This is a genomic window from uncultured Tenacibaculum sp. (assembly GCF_947498805.1).
Taxonomy (GTDB): Bacteria; Bacteroidota; Bacteroidia; order Flavobacteriales; family Flavobacteriaceae; genus Polaribacter.
This window is the reverse complement of the sequence record NZ_CANMLT010000002.1, coordinates 1-19,785: the sequence shown is the minus strand read 5'-3', so window position 1 is coordinate 19,785 and position 19,785 is coordinate 1. Positions and strand designations below refer to the sequence as shown.

17 protein-coding genes are annotated in these 19,785 nt (G+C 31.3%); 3 read left to right on the top strand and 14 right to left on the bottom strand.

Translation table 11 applies throughout. The features are described from left to right. Positions 1 to 15: 15 nt before the first annotated feature. The 9 genes from Q0873_RS03180 to Q0873_RS03140 form a co-directional block, all read right to left on the bottom strand. The gene (locus Q0873_RS03180; RefSeq protein WP_299104352.1) at positions 16 to 1,101 is read right to left on the bottom strand and encodes a serine protease; all 1,086 of its coding nucleotides are present in this window, start codon (positions 1,099 to 1,101) and stop codon (positions 16 to 18) included. A 94-nt stretch (positions 1,102 to 1,195) separates the two neighbouring features. Further along, on the bottom strand, positions 1,196 to 1,825 hold the full coding sequence (locus Q0873_RS03175) for a response regulator transcription factor (protein WP_299104351.1): 630 nt from the start codon (positions 1,823 to 1,825) through the stop codon (positions 1,196 to 1,198). Beyond that, complete coding sequence (locus Q0873_RS03170) at positions 1,822 to 3,627, bottom strand: ATP-binding protein (RefSeq protein ID WP_299104349.1); 1,806 nt, start codon at positions 3,625 to 3,627, stop codon at positions 1,822 to 1,824. Before Q0873_RS03170 ends, Q0873_RS03175 begins: the two co-directional genes overlap by 4 nt. A gap of 34 nt (positions 3,628 to 3,661) precedes the next feature. Continuing rightward, the gene (locus tag Q0873_RS03165; RefSeq protein ID WP_299104347.1) at positions 3,662 to 4,054 is read right to left on the bottom strand and encodes a hypothetical protein; all 393 of its coding nucleotides are present in this window, start codon (positions 4,052 to 4,054) and stop codon (positions 3,662 to 3,664) included. A gap of 323 nt (positions 4,055 to 4,377) precedes the next feature. Then, positions 4,378 to 5,334, bottom strand: a complete 957-nt coding sequence (locus Q0873_RS03160; RefSeq protein WP_299104345.1) for a hypothetical protein — start codon at positions 5,332 to 5,334, stop codon at positions 4,378 to 4,380. A 127-nt stretch (positions 5,335 to 5,461) separates the two neighbouring features. Then, positions 5,462 to 6,037: a hypothetical protein gene (locus Q0873_RS03155; RefSeq protein ID WP_299104344.1), complete on the bottom strand. Its 576-nt coding sequence runs from the start codon at positions 6,035 to 6,037 to the stop codon at positions 5,462 to 5,464. Between the two features lie 80 nt (positions 6,038 to 6,117). After that, positions 6,118 to 7,122 carry a hypothetical protein gene (locus tag Q0873_RS03150; protein ID WP_299104343.1) on the bottom strand — a complete coding sequence of 335 codons (1,005 nt, stop codon included), beginning with the start codon at positions 7,120 to 7,122 and terminating at the stop codon, positions 6,118 to 6,120. 135 nt (positions 7,123 to 7,257) lie between these two features. Next, positions 7,258 to 8,907, bottom strand: a complete 1,650-nt coding sequence (locus tag Q0873_RS03145) for a hypothetical protein (RefSeq protein WP_299104342.1) — start codon at positions 8,905 to 8,907, stop codon at positions 7,258 to 7,260. 138 nt (positions 8,908 to 9,045) lie between these two features. Next, positions 9,046 to 10,149 carry a hypothetical protein gene (locus tag Q0873_RS03140; RefSeq protein ID WP_299104341.1) on the bottom strand — a complete coding sequence of 368 codons (1,104 nt, stop codon included), beginning with the start codon at positions 10,147 to 10,149 and terminating at the stop codon, positions 9,046 to 9,048. Between the two features lie 132 nt (positions 10,150 to 10,281). Between Q0873_RS03140 and Q0873_RS03135 the strand changes: the two genes are divergently transcribed. Then, positions 10,282 to 11,190: a hypothetical protein gene (locus Q0873_RS03135; protein ID WP_299104340.1), complete on the top strand. Its 909-nt coding sequence runs from the start codon at positions 10,282 to 10,284 to the stop codon at positions 11,188 to 11,190. Positions 11,191 to 11,243: 53 nt separating this feature from the next. On the opposite strand, the gene Q0873_RS03130 is transcribed toward Q0873_RS03135, so the two are convergent. After that, entirely contained in the window at positions 11,244 to 11,828 is a 585-nt protein-coding gene (locus tag Q0873_RS03130; protein ID WP_299104339.1) for a nucleoside monophosphate kinase, read from the bottom strand. A 346-nt stretch (positions 11,829 to 12,174) separates the two neighbouring features. Between Q0873_RS03130 and Q0873_RS03125 the strand changes: the two genes are divergently transcribed. After that, complete coding sequence (locus Q0873_RS03125; RefSeq protein WP_299104338.1) at positions 12,175 to 13,407, top strand: hypothetical protein; 1,233 nt, start codon at positions 12,175 to 12,177, stop codon at positions 13,405 to 13,407. A 178-nt stretch (positions 13,408 to 13,585) separates the two neighbouring features. On the opposite strand, the gene leuB is transcribed toward Q0873_RS03125, so the two are convergent. The 4 genes from leuB to Q0873_RS03105 form a co-directional block, all read right to left on the bottom strand. After that, on the bottom strand, positions 13,586 to 14,701 hold the full coding sequence (gene leuB / locus Q0873_RS03120) for a 3-isopropylmalate dehydrogenase (RefSeq protein ID WP_299104337.1): 1,116 nt from the start codon (positions 14,699 to 14,701) through the stop codon (positions 13,586 to 13,588). 109 nt (positions 14,702 to 14,810) lie between these two features. Continuing rightward, on the bottom strand, positions 14,811 to 15,392 hold the full coding sequence (gene leuD / locus Q0873_RS03115; protein WP_299104336.1) for a 3-isopropylmalate dehydratase small subunit: 582 nt from the start codon (positions 15,390 to 15,392) through the stop codon (positions 14,811 to 14,813). A gap of 6 nt (positions 15,393 to 15,398) precedes the next feature. Beyond that, positions 15,399 to 16,772, bottom strand: coding sequence for a 3-isopropylmalate dehydratase large subunit (leuC, locus tag Q0873_RS03110; protein WP_299104335.1), 1,374 nt, complete (start codon positions 16,770 to 16,772; stop codon positions 15,399 to 15,401). Continuing rightward, positions 16,772 to 17,947, bottom strand: coding sequence for a 2-isopropylmalate synthase (locus Q0873_RS03105; protein WP_299104334.1), 1,176 nt, complete (start codon positions 17,945 to 17,947; stop codon positions 16,772 to 16,774). Before Q0873_RS03105 ends, leuC begins: the two co-directional genes overlap by 1 nt. Positions 17,948 to 18,081: 134 nt before the next feature. Between Q0873_RS03105 and Q0873_RS03100 the strand changes: the two genes are divergently transcribed. Further along, complete coding sequence (locus Q0873_RS03100) at positions 18,082 to 19,641, top strand: hypothetical protein (protein ID WP_299104333.1); 1,560 nt, start codon at positions 18,082 to 18,084, stop codon at positions 19,639 to 19,641. Positions 19,642 to 19,785: the final 144 nt, after the last annotated feature.

The window sequence follows — 19,785 nt, the reverse complement described above, 5'->3', positions numbered from 1 at the left end:
ATTTGTAAATAGTAATTAATAGTCATAACGGATATTTAATTCCTCCAAAATTTCTACAAGAGCTAAAACACTTACTGAAAAGTTTGCTCGGTATCCTCCATAATTTTCATTAATACCTGCATAATGAATACCTAATACTTTACCTGAACTAAAATCAATTACAGGAGAACCGGAGTTTCCTCCCCAAGTAGTACAATCATGCCTATATATGTATTTGCTAGTTCCAGTTTTACAAAATGTCCCTGGTGCAAATTGCTTTTTACCTATTATTCCATTGAAATATTTATCTCTTAACGTTTTGTTTTTTATACCATTACAAGCAGGAAAACCTATAACATAAATTTCATCTTGTAGATTTGGTATTGCGTGTGATAATTCTAAGCCTTCAGGTAACCCATCCCCTTTAAAATTCTCATTATCAATACGTAATAAAGCAATATCCAAATCTCGTTGTTTAGCCAAATAAACTATTTCTTTTACTGAAAATTCATATTCTGCGTTAGATGAATGCTCTTTTTTAAAGTCAATTCTCACTGAATAAGTATCTCCTAACCAATCCTGTCTAAATAGAAACTCTCCCTCTTTTCTTGCAGCAAATTCATCTGCTACATGCCTATTTGTGACTATTATATTAGTATTTTTAATTAGCCAACCTGTCCCAATAAAATTAACATCATCTCCTTTTATCTCAATACGCCCAACAGACCGAATTGCTTTAGAAATTGTTTCTACATTTTGTTCTATTTGATTATTCCATTTTGTAATCCTAGAAATATCAATTTGATCATTATTAATCAAAAAAACAGGACGATCTACTTCTTTTATGATACTCTGTTCAGCTCGCTTATATAAATCCATCTCTACTGATATACCTTCAATGGTTGAATTGAAAATTTTATCAATAATATGAGCATCTTCTCTATCACATAAAAATGCCTGAAGACTTTTGAAGAATTTACTATCATTACTCACATCAATGTGAAGCATTATTTCCCTTAATATTTCAGGATTATCTTTGTAACGATTTTTCAAATTGTCTAATACATCTAAAGGAGATTTTGGTGTATTCTCTCTCTCTAATTTAGGTTTTATTGATCCCATAGTACTTATTTAAAGTTGGTTGCAAGTACATCAGAAGAGATAAAAATATCAATCCCCTTATTAGGGTATATTTAGGAAAGAATGTAAGACTAGACTAAAGATCGTAGTCTCTATTTAAGGCATAACTCAAAAGGGCATCTCTACCTTTAAGATTCAATTTTTCAATCATGTTTTTACGATGAGAAGTCACAGTATGCTCACTAATAAATAATTTCTCCGCGATTTTTTTATTACTAAATCTTTTACCTATGAGATCCAAAATTTGGTTTTGACGTTTGGTTAGAAGATTTTCTTTTTTAATCTCTGCAGAAGAATTTTCTTCCTCTAAAGAAAGATCAGCATCATAATAGGTTTCACCTTTATATACTTCTCTAATAGCTTCTCTTAAAGTAGGTAAACTTACATTTTTAAGTAAATATCCTTTAACACCTGCTGTTATCATTTTATTTACAACTTCACGCTTTCTAATCATCGTAAACGCAATAATCTTTATATGTGGATACTTTTCTTTAATTTCTTTTGTAGCTTCAATACCATTTAATTTTGGCATACGAATATCTACTACAACAATATTTACTTGTCTATTCCTTTTCTCCAGAAAATCTAACAATGCACTACCATCATTAACTTTTCCTATAATGTTAATATCTTCTTCATACTTAAAGAAAATATCAATTCCATCTATTAAACTATTGTGATCTTCGGCAATTACTATATTAATCATAATGGTATTTCTGTTATAAATGTGGTTCCTCTATTTGGGAGAGAGTCAATAGTAAATGTTCCTTTTAATTCTTCCACTTTTTTCATTATGCTATATAGTCCTAAACCTTTTTTTTGTTCCAATTTAGTTTTGTCTAAGCCTATACCATTATCTTCAACAATTATTGTTAAAGCATTCTCATTAGCAGTGATATCAACAGAAATTTCTAATGCTTCAGCATGCTTTATAGCATTAGTAATCAACTCTGTAGTGATACGTCTCAAATCATTTTCTACAGATGTATCAATAATATTAGCTGTTCCATAACTCTGTACTTCAACAGATAATTGATTACTCTCATTTATTATCGATGCATAATCTTTAATTACATCTACCCAATAACCAGAATTTCGAGATGCAGACTCTTCAAGATGCGCCATATTTCTGACTTTTTTGTATGCTTCATCTAATAAACCCTTTGTTTTAAACATCAAATTATCTTCTTCTTGCTGAAGACGATCTTTACTCGCTTTTAAATTATCAAAAGATTGTTTAATAGCCACAATCAAACCTCCTAAATTATCATGTAATTCTCCTGCTATACGTTGTCTTTGACGATCTTTTTCTTCATTACGAGCATCAATAGCTTTTAATTCCTTATCCTTTTCAGCTAGTTGCTTTTTTTTACGATAATACATTATTACAAGTGTACCTAATATCAAAGAAATTAATAAAACTCCAATAGCTAAATAAAATCTATTTTTATGTCTAATACGTTCGGCATCTAACATTAAATTTTTTTGAGACAATTCTTGAGTCTCTAATAATGTTAATATTGTGTTTTGCTTACTAATACTGATACTATCTCCATATGCAACCATTTTCTTATAATAGAAAAAAGCAGAATCTTTTTTATTTAAATTTTCATAGTTTAAAGAAAGATATCTATACAGCCCTTTTTTCCTATTATAAATATTTTCTCTTATAGGTAAAGATTCTGCTTTTAAAAGCTCCTTGATAGCCTTTTTATACTCACCTTGTAATGTATATGAATATGCTTTTGTCTTAAAAGAGGAATCAATCCTATCTGGCGAATTAATAATATTTGCATAATGTATCATGCTATCTATATGCATTTTAGATTTCATTAAGTCATTTGTATAACTTTGATAAAAAACTGCTTTATAATTATGTAATTTATACAATGCTTCAGGTGTTCCGATTAAATTAGCATAATGTCTTGCTTTTTCTAAATGAAAAACTGCATTTTTTACATTACTCGGAGAAAGTCCTAAAAAACTCAAACTTAGATGAGCTGTCAGTAATTGATTAATATTTCCTTTTTCTTGAGCATTATCAAAAAAAGTCTTTAAATAAGATTGTCCATCATATTCTAAAAAATCTTGTGAAACTAAAGTATAATGTAAATCATAATTTACAGCATTTGACATTTCAGTATTATTAATAACATCAAATATTTCTTTTGATTTAAGCTTAAGAAAAAAACCTTTTTCTTCTTGATTATTATATCTATAGGCGTCTCCCAGAATATAAAAATACCATCCTTTATAAATCTGAGAAAGTTGAGTTGTATCTACTTTTTTAAGAGATATAAATGCATTTCTTATCTCACGTTTTTTAAGATCTAACTTTCCTTTATAATACCAGTATTGACTACTATCTTTGTTAGAACTAGTTAATCCCTTAAGCTCTCCCTCAAAAAGTAAGTATTTCTTCTTATCCAATAAAGAATCTAATAGTACTTCCTGAGAAAACATCATACTAGATAGCAACAGACTATATAAAAGGAGGGTATATTTCAAAGCTTCAATTTTTAAAATGTTAAAATACGACTATTTATGCAGGATCCAATACACCACCTCCTACTGTTCTAGGTTCTTCTTCAATGAGAGATACATCAGATTTTCCACCAATAAAATCTTGAAGAAGATCAATATCGCATTCAAATTCATTAGTAGAAGTATTAAAATCAACGTGATGTTGAACAAAAAAACGATACACATTAATGTGCCAATCTTCAAAGTCTTCATCATGAACTGTAATTACCAAAATTTTTTCGCAAGAAAAATCTGTACAGTTAAAAATAGAATCTAATGTTAGAGTTTGTCTATCCCAATTTAGATTATCACCTATTATTTTTTCTCGATGAGTTGGATGACCATGTTTATATACGGAAAGCATACATGGAATAAAATCATTTGAAATATCGTAACTTTTTTGATGTTTCAAACTATATTCATTTTTAGAATCGGACAAAGAGATTACTGGGATTTCCGTTGATACTTTAATCTCATTATTTTTTCTGCAATAAGTACCCTTACTATAAAAAGTTTGTTTGTGTTCTACTGTTTTTAAAAATGTATTTTTTGTCATTTGTCTAAATAATTTTAATTATACCTCAAAACTAAAATGAATGTGTTTTCGAAAAAATACCTTTATTAGGGTAAATTTTATAGTTGTCTATTTTTTCTCAATAAAAGTTTTGATGTTTAACTAATATCATCATTATCACAAGGAACTCTAACATATAATAAGTTTAAAGTAGTCTCTTCTTAATTTTTAGTTGGTAGAATTTGAGTATATCGAGAAACCAAAGCTCCTTCTAATACATTAAATACATAAGGATCTTCTGCTTTAGGCGCCTCTCCTAGAAAGAAAATGAATGCTTTTTTCTTATTTGCTTCATCATTCTTAAAAGCATTTTTCTTTTCCTCTATTACATAACCAATTTCATTCTTGATTCTACTAAGTTTATTCTTAGAAATTATAGTTTTATTAATTCGAACAATAAAAGGATTAATCTGTTGTTTTGGTAACTTTTGTCTACTTCCTGATTTCCATCCTTCACATTCATACAATGTGATATCCATAAAATCTTCTGTCTCGGTTATTTTATTCTCTCCCGCATGAAGTCGCCCAAAAAAGATTCGTTTGCCTTTATAATTCCCTTTTGATATTGGCTTTTCTATTCTCTTAAACCAATATCGATACAACATACTTTCATTTTCAATTTCAAGTTCTGTATTTCTATTATAAGGGCATTTTAAATAAAAATCAACAATAGGAGAAATTGATGCTACTACTTTAGATTTATTTAATACTTCTACAAACTCTCCAGAGGCTTTTCTTCTTACTGCGGATTTTCTACTTTGTTCTTGCCCTAAATCATCTGTTTTCGAGGTAATATTTGTAGTATCAATTTGTTTTAATCTCTGAAACTTTGTTGGAAATGGCATATCTTCCAATTCATAATTTGTGAGAGCTCTTTTTCTAGCTTTTTCTAATAATTTTAGATAAAGACTAAATTGACAAGTTTTTTTATGATTATCTCCCTTATATGTTTTAAAATAAGGTCGGTTTTTATTTGTTGGTTTGTATGAACATGGTAGTAATTTTATTTTACATTTTTCATCAATACACTCATATTCTGATAATCCATCTTCATAAAGATGCTTTAATGATTCTGCATCGATTATTTCACCAGTTACTTTATCTCTCGCTTGATTCACTATATAATACTTCTTTTACTTTTACTCTAGTTATATTAGCTACTCTATTTTATATGTATAATTTCTAAATGTAAAAAAGCATTTCACAACAATCTTGCGGGAAACCGTAAGTGAGCATTATTTTTCTTTAATGTCTACCACATAAAGGGTTTAATCTATCGGCTATGATTTTTTCTAAAGCATTTAAGTATGCGTTGTCTAGTCCATTCAATTCTATCACATATAGTTTGATTTCTTTACCTGTATCTTTTGCCCAATGTACCAATTGAAGTCCTTGTGTAGATCCCTTTTCGTAATAGCCTAAGTGTTGAATGATTCGTCCAGAAATGTTTGTAAGTTTATCTCTTTTTCTGATGCCTCCTCTACGAATTCCTACATACAATACCTTACTATGTGTATTGCTATTCTTAACCGGTACAACTCGTAGGTTCCGTTTTAACTCTTCTCTTTTTGCATCTAAAAGATGGTTTAATTCTATTGCCAATGCTTCAGATTCTAATTCGAACCAATATAAACAGTTCTGTTCCTTTTTATTTAACGCTTCAAAAATGCTTTTAAAGTACTGGTCTTCTCTAATATCTGTATTGTAATTATTAACAGCAGGCAATTGGTTTAGGTTAAAACTATAGCTATCCGCTTCTTTTATGGCAATATTTGCCAACGCCACAAAGTTGCATTGTATGGCTTGTATTTCTTGGGTCACAGGTTGTTTTTTTGGGGTTATATCATCTTATACCAAGTAATCTTGCTATAGGTAATGATTTCGTTTAGTAACACTTATAATTATTTCTCTTCTCTTAAAATTTCTTGAAACAACTCAATTTCTCCAGTATTACTTATCGCTAACTTTGGAGGTGATGTATGTAATGATGATTCAATCAAATCCTTTGCTCCATTTATACTATACGGAAGTCCGAATGCAACTACTTGCGGTGTTATACGAGTTTTCTTATCATAAATTTTACTTTTAATTGTGGCTAAAGATTGCATTGCGGTTTGAATGGTGCTCTCATTTATCCTATCAGGAATTGGAATTATAGGCGATACATTTTCTCCGCTAATACCTAACGACTGAATTATAAGTGTTCCACTTAGTTTATTTTGCGAAGCAGCCACTCCTAAACCATACAAGCTACCTAAATTCACAGAATCTTTAAGAACCGTAACAGATGCTTGAATTCTTAATCCGATACCAACATACACAGGTATTTTAATATTATGTTCTTGAGACTTATCTAATCTTAAGTTTTGATTTTGTGATTTTAGTTCAGCGTTAAACTCGATTACAGAGCCATGATTTGTTGAAAGTTTTTGCTCTGATATCAATACATTTTTTGATTTTAAATTATCTGGAATCTTAATGGCATCCAACTTTTCTCCAAGAAAATTATAATTATTGTTTACATAATCTTCATATTTTTTTGTTGTATATTTTTCTGAATATCGAGCAGGAATTGCTGTGGTAATGTATTTTATATAGTCAATAATAACAGAGTAGCTTTCGCCGTTTCTTGCAACATTAAAAGGTCCGAAAGTTAATGAACCACTTTGATTTACTTTTCCTACAGCAACTCTTGTGGCTTCATTAGGAAACTCAGAGATTATGTCTTCAAAGCTTACGGTATCTTTTACAACTTTTAATTGAATAGGATCAATAGGTTGATATCCCTTCATTACAGTTGTAACGCTGTTGGCATTTTTGTTTAGTTCTTCAAGTTGAGAATTTTTCTTTAGCGCTCCACAACCAACAAGTATTGTAGCACCCGCAATTAAGATTAGTTTTTTCATTTGATTTCTTTTATGTAACAGAGGGTTATTGATTTTGTTCATCATTTACAGCACTTATATTTGGTACTATAGAAGTGATTCATAAAAACAAACTCAAATCCCTCTGCTGTATACTAACTGTATTTTCTTAATTGGTTAATCTATTTCTAACCAATCGGCTGCATCTCGTTTATTTGAATACGTAGGTCGGTCGTTTTCATCGGTTATGCCAAAATCGGCATATACTTCTTTGATCTTTTCAATGCTTAAATTATAATTACGTGCTTCGTTTAAGATTTGTCTTAGTCTTTTACGTCTTCTAATTTTTTGATAAGCAAATGTTACCGACTGATGAATTAAAGCTGGATCAACATTGGTTGTATCTTTGACACGTATGGCAATAGGTTGCGGATTAAAATCGTCTAAATCACTGCTTCCTAAAGTGCCTAATAGCTTTTTAAAAGATGCTAATAAACCGTCCATCGTAGACTCGTCGATATCTTTTGGATCTGGTAGATCCTTAATAATCTTTTTATCGTTGATTCCTATTCCACGTATATCATATCCCACATTTGCCAACCCTAATTCTGCCGAAGCTCCTACCGCTGCAAAGTCGATATCGATACCAAATTCCATTTCTGTAATTTTAATTTTCATACGCACTCCTACTCCATAGCGTGTTTCTAAAATTTTACCTTTAGGTTCAGCATCGTATACATCCCAATAAATCATAGCATCAAAAATGATGGTTTTTGAGTTGTAATCGTTCGATACATCTGCTATGGCCGAAATTTGAAGTTCTGAAGAGTTTTGAAAGCTTACCGATATGCTATCAAAATAATCCGCCTTAGCTCTTACTTTCCAATCCTCAGGAAGTTCATGAGGCTTGTAATCGTCTCCAAGGTGTTGTAATGACACAAACTGTCCGTTATCATTTAAAATAGGTTCTACAGATACCCATTGGTCTTTATACCCGGTACTTTGTGTTTTGTTATAGCTTCCATTGATCCATTCTTTGGCTATTTTCTTCTGCGCTTCGTTGGGTGTTGAAAGTCCATTTTCTACTCCGAAGTACTTATACATAAACGAAACAATATCTTCATCTTCTGCATGTGAAGAACTTCTTCTAGCTCTTAGTACAGCATCTCGTAAACGTAAACCATTGGCAATGGAATCTGCACCAAAATAAAACGATCGAGAGTCTTCTTCGTCAGGAGAAATAGCTATAGGAGCCAGTTCTTCAATTGGAAACAATCGTATAGAACCACTGTGATCTCCTATTAAGTCTTTAATTCCTTTAACACAAGAAATTATTTTTTGATAGCTGTCATAATTAAAGTCTCCAGCTAAGTCTACATAGTTCTCTATGATATTCTCTGGAACACCATAACTTTCTATTCTATATTGTACAGTGGCTAAGCCCATTTTTGCTGATGCTGCCATACTACCAAAGCTAACATCCATGCTTGCTTTGACATCCGTTACTCTAAGTATTACCTTTATTCCAAATCCATATCGTTTGAAAATCTTAGATCCGTCACTTCTCGTAATAATATCTAATTTATCTGAAAAAAGTAAGGCTGCATAGTTGTAATTAAGCGATGAAAAAGTACTATCGCCTTTTATAAAACCACCTATAGCAAGACTTCCACCACCATTTATATTGGTAATGTATTGATATACCTTTAATGCATTTAATGGATAGTTTTCTGAATTTATTTCTTGAAATGCCCCTTCTGCTTGAAAATTTACGATCTCATCATTGGTTTCATTGTTAAGATCTACAGTCATTAATGTAATCCCCATAATAGTATTGTTTGTTTGGTTATTTGTAAATATAAAAAGCCTAGAAATGAAAGACTTATGGAAAACCGTAAATAAAGTAAGGATTTCCCCTACTTTTTGTTAGTTATATCCTCTTGCATGTTTATCATATTCAAGCCTTTATTCATCGAGTTGATCAACATCGTCTAGATCTATCGAGAGTTTTTCTAAGTTTTCATTTTCTATTAAATTGAGTAATATATATGAGTGTACCCATTTCTTATTAAGCATGGTATACATAAAGAATAGAAATACCAGTTTTCCCCAAAAACAGATTAAAAAAACAATCGATTTAAAAATGGAAGCAGCCTCTAAATCTACTGCATTAAACAAGGCATATAATGGCTGTACGACTACATATAACGGAAGTCCTATGGTGATACCATAATAGTAAAAAGCCCTTTCAAAATTTCGTTTTGAATGTTGGAAATAATATTCCATAGAAATAAACCTACTAAAGAGCAAGGCCATGGCAATTCCGTTGTATAATCCTCCTAATAGTCTAATGGAAGTAGAAGTTTCTTTTAAGTTAAAGAAGTCAATCCCTACTATGAAAAACACAATGTTAATTAGTGTAATAGCAATTGCTATTGACATTGGAATTTGGTTTTTAATTTGCCATGTTTTATTATCACTTTCTAAGGTTATACCAAACAACACTAAAAAAGCAGTGAATAAAAAAGTAGCACTGAATAAGTTTGCTGCGTTTGTTAATATTTCAATTCCTAAAAATTTAGCAGCTAATAAGTCTAGATTCCATTGCGTATTTTGCGGTGTTGATTTTAGCAATTCGAAAATGCTTTTATTTTCTAACAAACTCTTTTCAAAAGCATCATATTTGTCCATTAAACTGATATCCATAAAGAACTGCAAACAATAGAAACCCAGTAATATTAGCGCAAACCATCTTATAGAACTTGCCAATTGATTTATTAAAGAGTTTGTTCTTACTACTTTGGCATTAAAGCTTTCTTTTGTTAGCTTAAAGTTTTTGCAAATTTTAGCGTTTTCTGCTTCTGAAACGTATAACGGAATTCCTTTTATAAAAATCAATGCCAATATTAAAATTCCAATATTAATAGCATCTGTGAGTAAATTGATGTTTAGGTTTTGTAAATTGGTTTTATCAATTGTTTTTATAATCACCGCTACCGAGGTGATGATACCCACTATAATTCCAAGAATTTCATCGTTTTGCTTTAAAAACTTAACTATTCTATCCATTTCTTTAGTTTTTTGGAAAACTAGAGATAAAACAAGGGCAAGAACATACTTATGAATAGGTAATTCTTTTAGCATAAAACAGTATCTTACCATCTTCAATAAGAAATAGTATCCTACAAAAAACAGGTTTTAATGAAGCAAGAAATCACAACCTTTATCACAGAGAATTTTAAGGAGCAAAAGGACTTCTTTTTAAAGTTTTACGGTACCGAACTTCCTCATTTTTATGATCTTTATAAGAAAGCAAAAGGTTGTAATCCGAGTTTGAACTTTTTTAAAGCGCTTTTTATATTTCCTATCAATAGCATTGAGCATGTTGAATACAATGATTACACAAGTACGCAGTACTTTTCGTCTTCTCGTCCTGCTTTATTTGAGATGAAGAAGGATGCATGCTTCGGATTTGCTCCATGTGAGGCGGTTCCTATCATATCTACACTAGATCCTTTTGGTGTTGATGGATGTGGTGGAGACTTTTTTACGAGCTTCTCCTCTCTAGATGAAAAAATTTACCATACCTGGGAAGACTATGAAGGTTTTACCATTATACAAGACACTCTTTCTTCTATCCTAGAAAGAACGTCTCCTCAGGTAAAAGAACTTTATCAATTACTGCTTTCTGAACATCATGATAAATTCAATTCTTTTACACATGCACCTATTGAAGATAAATTGGATATTGTAGGGATTGATTTAGACGAGCCCACTACCGATTTAGCATTGTTGATCTATTCTGATTATAAAAAAGGTGATATTGAGCTTAATTATTCATATGATTATTTTGAGCATTACTTTAACAATCCTAATAGTGAGTACTTTCATTATGATAATGCAGTAGCTATTTTAAATAGTAAACTAGCCGCTACGTTTTACACGCTTTACTTTGCTAGAAAACGAAAAAAACTAAAGAAACTATTACAAGCTACTGAAAAGGTAAAAGGGCAAAATCTAAGTACCATCAGAAATTATTTTGAGCGTATTATTGATACCAAATGGGAAAAGCAAGAAGATATTTATATTGAAAAAGTTGATTTTGAGTAGTGAGTCTTTTGGGGTTCTTTGTTTTCTTTTCTAACATTTTAATCACAAAATTGTTAATCAAAATCTTTAATTAACTCTATAATGTGTGCTTCTTTTAACTCTGAAATATAATCAACCTTAACTATTTTCCATGTTAACTCTTCTGATGTTATATGTTGTATTTCTGCAATCATTTCTCGTAACTTATCAAGTTTAGGTTTCCAGTTTCTTTTTATTTCATCACCAAATTTTTCTACCCATGAATTTATTGTTGAATTTTCAAAATGGCTCTTCATAAATTGGTCTGAATTACGTTGCATAAAATACCATATCCCCTCTAAAACAATATCCTCTTTTATGAGTACTTCTTTAAGTCCTGTATATTGTTCCACTGTTCTTGGATAATAACTTAGTAACACATCTCCTTCAATTGATTTTAGATTTTTTGAGATAAACTTACCCAGAATCTCAGTAGTTAACATCTTCCCTTCAGTTAACAATGCAACCATCTCTTTTCCTAAATCATCATTATCTCGTATTTGTTCTTTAAGTGCTTTTCTTAAATTTAATATTGAAGAATTTAACTTAAAAGACAAGGCCTTTTCGATGATATTCGATGAAAGAGGTGGGTCTAGAAAAAGAATATTTAACTTACGCATTTGAATCTTAGCTATCTGTTGATTAAGTATGTTTTATAACAACCTAAAGTGTTTTACAATTTTTTTATGGTCAACTAATACCCCAATAAAAGAATGTATTAATTCGATACTTTAAAGCAATTTTAATTGAAAAGTACTTTGTAAATATAAAAATATTGAAGTGAATACTTATCCTCACACTTCATTTATCTATTCCTAACTAACTCTCTCTTTTCACTCATTAAAACACCTTGTTTACTCAGTTTTACTTTTAATAGAATAGAAAATATAGAACTTCGTATCACGTTATTAGTTTATAATGGAATAAAAATTGATGTCTACATACTAACTATAAAAAACAAAAACTATGAAAAAGCACTTTTTACCAATAGCTATCATGCTATTCACTTCGACTATTGTACTTTCACAAAACACAGAATTTAAAACCTATAAAAATGGGTTAATTTACAGCGAACATGCCATGAAAAATCTTGGGTTTGTAGTAGACTCACTCAATCTAGCTTACGAATCTTGCAATTTTGATAAACAGTTTTATGGCAAACAGCAAACAATTGGTCATGTAATTAGTTTAGAAAAAGGAGCTACTAAAATGGCTAAAAAGGATTTAAAAAAGAACATTTCTTTAACTGCATTTCTTAAAAAGTATCCTCAAGCCACTATTAAGAAAAATCAGCTTATTCTTAAACTCAAATACTTGGATAATAAAAACAAGGAAAAAGTAGCTTTTGATGAGTTTAGTTTAGATACCCGATATGGATTGAAAATTGAAAAGAACATATCCTTTAATACCAAAGATTTAAAAAACAAATGGGTGTTTCAATATAATAAATGGGATGACTCTTTAGATGCCTTTTATTTTCCGAATGAGTTTAAAACTACGGCACTACCAAAAAAATACAATACCATGATTGGATATGCCGATTGTTTAATAGACACCACTACCACCAAATTAAAAAAAGACCTAAAAAGAGAATATGGTTATATGGAACTTTCTGAAGATTGGACTTCCTATTCTCATAAAAAGAAAACAGCGCTACTTGACAAGTTTAGAGGATTGCGAGTAGTGGGTTCTTGTAGTATGGATTCTAGCCCTAGAGTTCATGCGCTTAATATTGCCTTATTATCTGCTGAAACTTATAACTGGCGTATTTTTTTTAAAGCACATTTAGATATTATGAATGACCGTTTTGATAGAGCTTCTGATGGTAGTTATGCACAAGAGGGAAGAAAAACTTATATCAAAGAGTTAGAAGAGTTAAATATTAATGTGATGGACTTAATCATGGGAATCTCTTTTCAAGTTGAAAATCCTGCGATCAATCACTATAACGGAAATATATGGAGAATTGGACGTGCCTTGGCTGAAACTAAGAATAGAAAAAAAGTTGAACAACGTATTTTAGAGGTAATAGGAAACAAAGAACTTGATGATTATAACAGACTCATTTTTTATTTTCTTTTAAGGAGTTACTATTACAACTCCAATAACAATTATACAAAGGAGAAGTTGAAACAACTCATGGTTACGTCTATCCAATTACTTCCAAAACAGTATCAGGAAGTCTTACTTAAAAAGTAAAAAAAGAGCTAGGTATTTACCTAGCTCTTAAACAATTATAAAATGTATTCAAAATAGTTTGGAATATTTAGAATGTATACATTTTCCGTTAAAAAGTGCCAATCCGAATAGTTTTAGTTGTGTGCATTTAATTAACCGTTAAATTGTAATGGTCTTAGATAGTTCGGATTGGCTTGTGTTATATAATAGTGCTTTGTCCCATGTGAACATTTTGGAAATTGATATTGCTATCTTCTTGGTTATAGATATAATCTGCAATAAAATCTCCTACTTTACTGGTACCAAAATTTTGTTCTGAATTGATATCTTCTGTGGTTATTCCTAATTCTAATGATTTCTCCACAGCCTTTTCTACAGACTGTGCTTCATCATGTAATCCTAAATGATGTAATAACATCGCTGCCGATAAAATAGAAGCTAATGGATTAGCTACATCCTTTCCTTTTGCTTGTGGATACGATCCATGGATTGGTTCAAATAAAGCATTTTCTTTTCCTACAGATGCCGATGCTAATAAACCTATGGATCCTCCAATTACACTGGCTTCATCAGATAAAATATCTCCAAATAAATTCTCAGTTAAGACCACATCAAAGTGTTTTGGATTTAATATTAACTGCATTGCCGCATTATCTACAAACATCGTTTCTAACTCAACATCTGGATAATTTGATGCCAAAGCTGTTACCGTTTTTCTCCACAATCTTGAGGTTTCTAAAACATTTGCTTTGTCTACTAAGGTTAGCTTTTTACGCCTTTTTTGGGCTTCTTTAAATGCTAAATGTGCAATTCGTTCTATTTCTTCTACTGAGTACGAACAACCGTCAAATGCTATTTGTCCATCATCACTTAATTCTTTAATTCCAAAGTAGATTCCACCTGTTAATTCTCTATAAATAGAAATGTCTGTTCCTTGGATAATTTCCTTTTTTAAAGGAGAGTTTTTGATTAACTGATCATAAGCTTTTACCGGACGTACATTACAAAATAGCCCTAATTCTTTACGAAGTTTTAATAAGCCTTGTTCTGGACGAACTTTTGCCGTAGGGTCATTGTCATACTTAGGATCTCCAATAGCTCCAAAAAGTATGGCGTCACTTTCTTTACATAAACGAATGGTTTCATCTGGTAACGGGTTTCCCGTTTCATCAATGGCACAAGCTCCCATTAAAGCTTGCGTAAATAAAAAAGTATGGTCGTATATATTTGCTACAGCATTTAAAACTTTTTGTGCTTGTGCTGTTACTTCAGGACCAATTCCATCTCCTGAGATTACTGTTATCTTAAATTTCATTTGTTGCTTTTTAAACCGGACACTGAACCTATTCTTTCACCCTTCATAGAAAAAATAGGTGTAGTTTTAAATACTAGCTTATTATTGGTTTTTTTTAGTGTCCTTCTTATTAATAATTTTCTGTTTCAAACTCTCTAATCTTGTCTTTTTTACTTACTAAAAAGTCAATGTCGTCATAACCATTAAGTAAACAAATCTTTTTATACGGATCTATTTCAAAATCGATATTACCAACAGGAGTCTTCAACTTTTGATTCTCTAAATCAACAATAACAACCGTTTCCGGTTCTTCCGTTACCTTTCTAAGTAACTTCTTTAAGTAATCTTCTGATGTTTGGACTGGTAATATACCATTATTTAAGGCATTTCCCTTAAAAATATCAGCAAAAAAACTAGAAATTATTACTTTGAAACCGTATCCTGCTAGTGCCCATGCGGCATGCTCTCTACTTGACCCACATCCAAAATTATCTCCAGCAATTAAAATCTTTCCTGAATAAGTAGGATTGTTTAGTACAAATGATTCGTCAACACTTCCATCTTTGTGGAAACGCCAGTCTCTAAATACATTATCACCAAACCCTTTTTTATCAGTAGCTTTTAAAAAGCGTGCAGGAATAATTTGATCGGTATCAATATTCTCTGTCGGTAATGGAACCGCTGTATCTATTAATTTTATAAACTTTTCCATATTCGTTTATTGGGTTATATCAATTATTTTTCCTTCTACAGCAGTAGCTGCTGCAATTAAAGGACTTGCTAAAATAGTACGTGCTCCTTGTCCTTGACGTCCTTCAAAGTTTCTATTAGAAGTGGACACACAATACTCTCCTTCTGGAATTTTATCGTCATTCATTGCTAAACATGCCGAACAACCAGGTTGACGTAGTTCAAAACCAGCTTCCTCAAAAATTGTTTCTAGTCCTTCTTCTTTAATTTGTTTTGCTACTTGTTGTGAACCAGGTACCAACCATGCATTTACGTTAGAAGCTTTCTGCTTCCCTTTTACATAATTGGCAGCTACTCTAAAATCTTCAATTCGTGAGTTTGTACAACTTCCTATAAATACATAATTAATAGGCGTATCGATTAAGCTTTCTCCCGGTTGGAAATTCATATAGCTCAATGACTTCTTAAAAGAAGCATCGGTTTGATTTGGAATATTTTCTGTAATCTTGATTCCCATTCCCGGATTGGTTCCATAGGTAAGCATTGGCTCAATATCTTCTGCATTGAACGAATATTCTTGATCGAAAACAGCACCTTCATCTGTCTTTAAGGTTTTCCAATAGGCTACTTTCTTATCAAATTCTTCTCCTTTTGGAGCGAATTCTCTTCCTTTTACATATTCAAAAGTGGTTTCATCAGGAGCAATCATTCCTCCTCTTGCGCCCATTTCAATGCTCATGTTACACACGGTCATTCTACCTTCCATACTCATTTCTTCAAAAACATTTCCAGCGTATTCGCAGAAATATCCAGTACCAGAATTGGTTCCTAATTGCGCAATGATGTATAAGATTACATCTTTAGGTAAAACACCTTTCTTTAGCTTTCCATTTACATTAACTCTTAACTTTTTGGGCTTTTGAATTAATAAACACTGGCTAGCAAATACTTGTGCTACCTGACTGGTACCTATACCAAATGCAATGGTACCAAATGCCCCATGCGTAGATGTATGACTATCTCCACATACCATGGTCATTCCTGGTTGTGTTATTCCCAACTCTGGTGCCATTACATGTACAATACCATTGTATTTATGTCCAAGTCCGTATAAAGTAATACCGTTTTCCTTACAGTTTTTAGTTAATTGTTCTAATTGGTTTCTAGATAAATCGTCTTTAATTGGCAAATGCTGATCTACAGTAGGTGTATTATGATCAGCAGTAGCAACCGTTCTATCTGGTCTTGCGATAGGAATATTACGTTCTTTTAATTCATTAAATGCCTGTGGGCTTGTTACTTCATGAATTAAATGTTTATCGATATATAAAATTTGTGGTCCGTTATCTACTCTATCGACCACATGTGCATCCCAAACTTTATCAAATAAGGTCTTCTTCATTAGGCTATGGCTATTTTTGAGATTTTATTTACTTGTTTCATAATTGCATGAATATCTTCATCAATTACTTCTTTTTGTCTATCTGCAAATTGTAAGAACGTTTTATATGCTGTATCTAATTGTAGCTTGGTTAACTCATACCCTATTTTCTTAGCTCTATAAGCCAATGCTGCTCTACCACTTCTTGCCGTTAATACAATAGCACTTTCCGTTACTCCTACATCTGCTGGATTAATAATCTCATAAGTTTCTCGATTTTTAATGACTCCATCTTGGTGAATTCCAGAACTATGTGCAAAGGCATTTGCTCCTACAATCGCTTTATTTGGTTGCACTGGCATTCCCATTTTTTCTCTAACCATTAAACTTGTATCATATAACAACTTAGTGTTTATATCTGTTTGAAGGTTTAGATATGGATGTTGTTTTAAAATCATTACCACTTCTTCTAGTGCAGTATTTCCAGCTCTTTCTCCTATACCATTTATTGTACATTCAATTTGACGAGCACCATTGATTGCCCCAGCAATAGAGTTTGCCGTAGCTAAGCCTAAATCGTTATGACAATGACAAGAAATAATTACATCATCTATTCCTTTTACATTGTTTTTTAAATAATTGATTTTCTCACCGTATTCTTCAGGTAAACAATACCCTGTTGTATCAGGAATATTTAAAACAGTAGCTCCTGCTTTAATCATCTCCTCACAAACTCTTGCTAAGAAAGCATTGTCTGTCCTACCAGCATCTTCAGCATAAAATTCAACATCATCTACAAAGTTTTTCGCATATGCTACTGCCTCTCTACCTCTTCTAATTACTTCCTCTTGACTAGAATTAAATTTATACTTAATGTGAGAATCACTCGTTCCTATACCCGTATGAATTCTAGGCTTTACAGCAACTTTTAGTGCCTCTGCAGCCACTTCAATATCTTTTTTTACTGCTCTGGTCAATCCACAAACCGTTGCATTCTTAACTAATTTTGCAATTTCATTAACCGAAGCAAAATCACCAGGGCTAGAAATTGGGAATCCTGCCTCAATAATATCTACACCAAGAAAATCTAATCTTTCGGCGATAATTAGCTTTTGTTTTGTATCTAATTTACATCCTGGGACCTGTTCTCCGTCACGTAAAGTTGTATCGAATATTTGGACTTTATTATCTTTCATTACATTAAATAATTGTCTTATTATAATCCAAATGTATATATTGGCTTTTCATAAGAACACTTTTACCAAAATGTTCTTACGATGCCAAAACAGCTTAAAAACAAATATAAAAAATTGAAAACCAACACTTTAAAATGAATCATTTTACAAAAGCTAATCAACAAAACGATTCTTTATTTATACTGATTCAGTCTCTTACGAAATCAGAAAAACGTCAATTCAGTTTATATATTGGTAGATTGGAAGGAAATACCGAAGCCAAATTTTTTACGTTGTTTAAATTTTTAGAAAAACAAAAGAAGTATGATGAAAAGGCTATTCTAAAAAGTGGTATCGTTAGTAAACAACAACTGTCTAACTTAAAAGCGCATCTATATCGACAAATTTTAGCGAGTTTACGAATGAACCCTTCTCATAAGAACATTCGAGTACAAATACGTGAGCAGCTTGATTTTGCTACCGTGTTATATCAAAAAGGGTTGTATAAACAAAGTTTGAAACTTCTTGATAAAGCCAAAAATATGGCCATAGAAAATGAAGAAAAAAACATTGCCTATGAAATTGTTGAGCTCGAAAAAGTAATTGAAAGTCAATATATAACACGAAGTATTAGTACCAGAGCAGATGAGCTTACGGTACAGGCAAAAGATTTGAGTCTTCAAAATGTAATTACGAGTAAACTATCAAATTTATCTCTTCAATTATATGGTATCTTATTAAAAACAGGTTATGTAAAAAATGATTTCGAGCTTAATAAAATCAATACTTATTTTGAAGCTCGTCTTCCTAGTTATGATTTTAGCTCTTTAGGTTTTAGAGAACAATTGTGGTTATATAAAGCGCACTTGTGGCGTTCATTATTAACGCAAGATTTTTTACATGCATATAAATATGCCTCTAAATGGGTACATCTATTCAAAGAATACCCAAAAATGATCACCGTAAATCCCGTTTTTTATTTAAAAGGGAAGAATTATTTATTAGAATCTCTGTTCTTTATTAAGCACAGAAATGAATTTATTAAAGAATTAAACACTTTTGAAGAAGAGATTGAGGCAAAGAAAATTCCGATAAATAGTAATACCGAAATACTTATTTCTCAGTATTTGTATTCTCATAAACTTCACCAACACTTTATAGAAGGTACTTTTAATGAGGGAGAATATTTAGTTATGACTATTCTAGAGGAATTAAAGTTGTATCAGAACCGTATCGACCAACATCATATTGTTCGTTTCTATTACAAAATTGCCTGTTTATACTTTGGAATGGGGAAAAACAAGGAATGTATTGAATATCTTTCTAAAATTATCAATGCTAAGAAATTGTATGTTGGTGAAGATTTACAGTGCTTTGCTCGTATTTTAAATTTGATTGCACATTATGAATCTGGATTGGACTATCATTTAGAGCGTCAATTTAAAGACACTTATAAGTTTTTGCTTAAAATGGAGAATCTACAGGAGGTACAAAAAGTATTTATAGAATCTATTCGTTCTCTAGGTGATTTATATCCTCATGAATTTAAGAAAGAATTCAAGAAAATTTATGATCGTTTAAAAGCTTTTGAAGATCATCCGTATGAAAAGCGTGCATTTTTATACTTAGATATACTTTCTTGGTTAGAAAGTAAGATACAAAACAAGCCTGTTTCTGAAATTATTAAAGAAAAGGCGAGTACATTACTTCGATAATACTCATACTTCGTAAAAATTCGTAAAATAAGCGCATAAAAAAACCTCAATCTCTTTTATAAAAGACTGAGGTTTAAAAAGAAAGGCGACGACCTACTCTCCCACCAGTGGCAGTACCATCGGCGCTAATGGGCTTAACTTCTC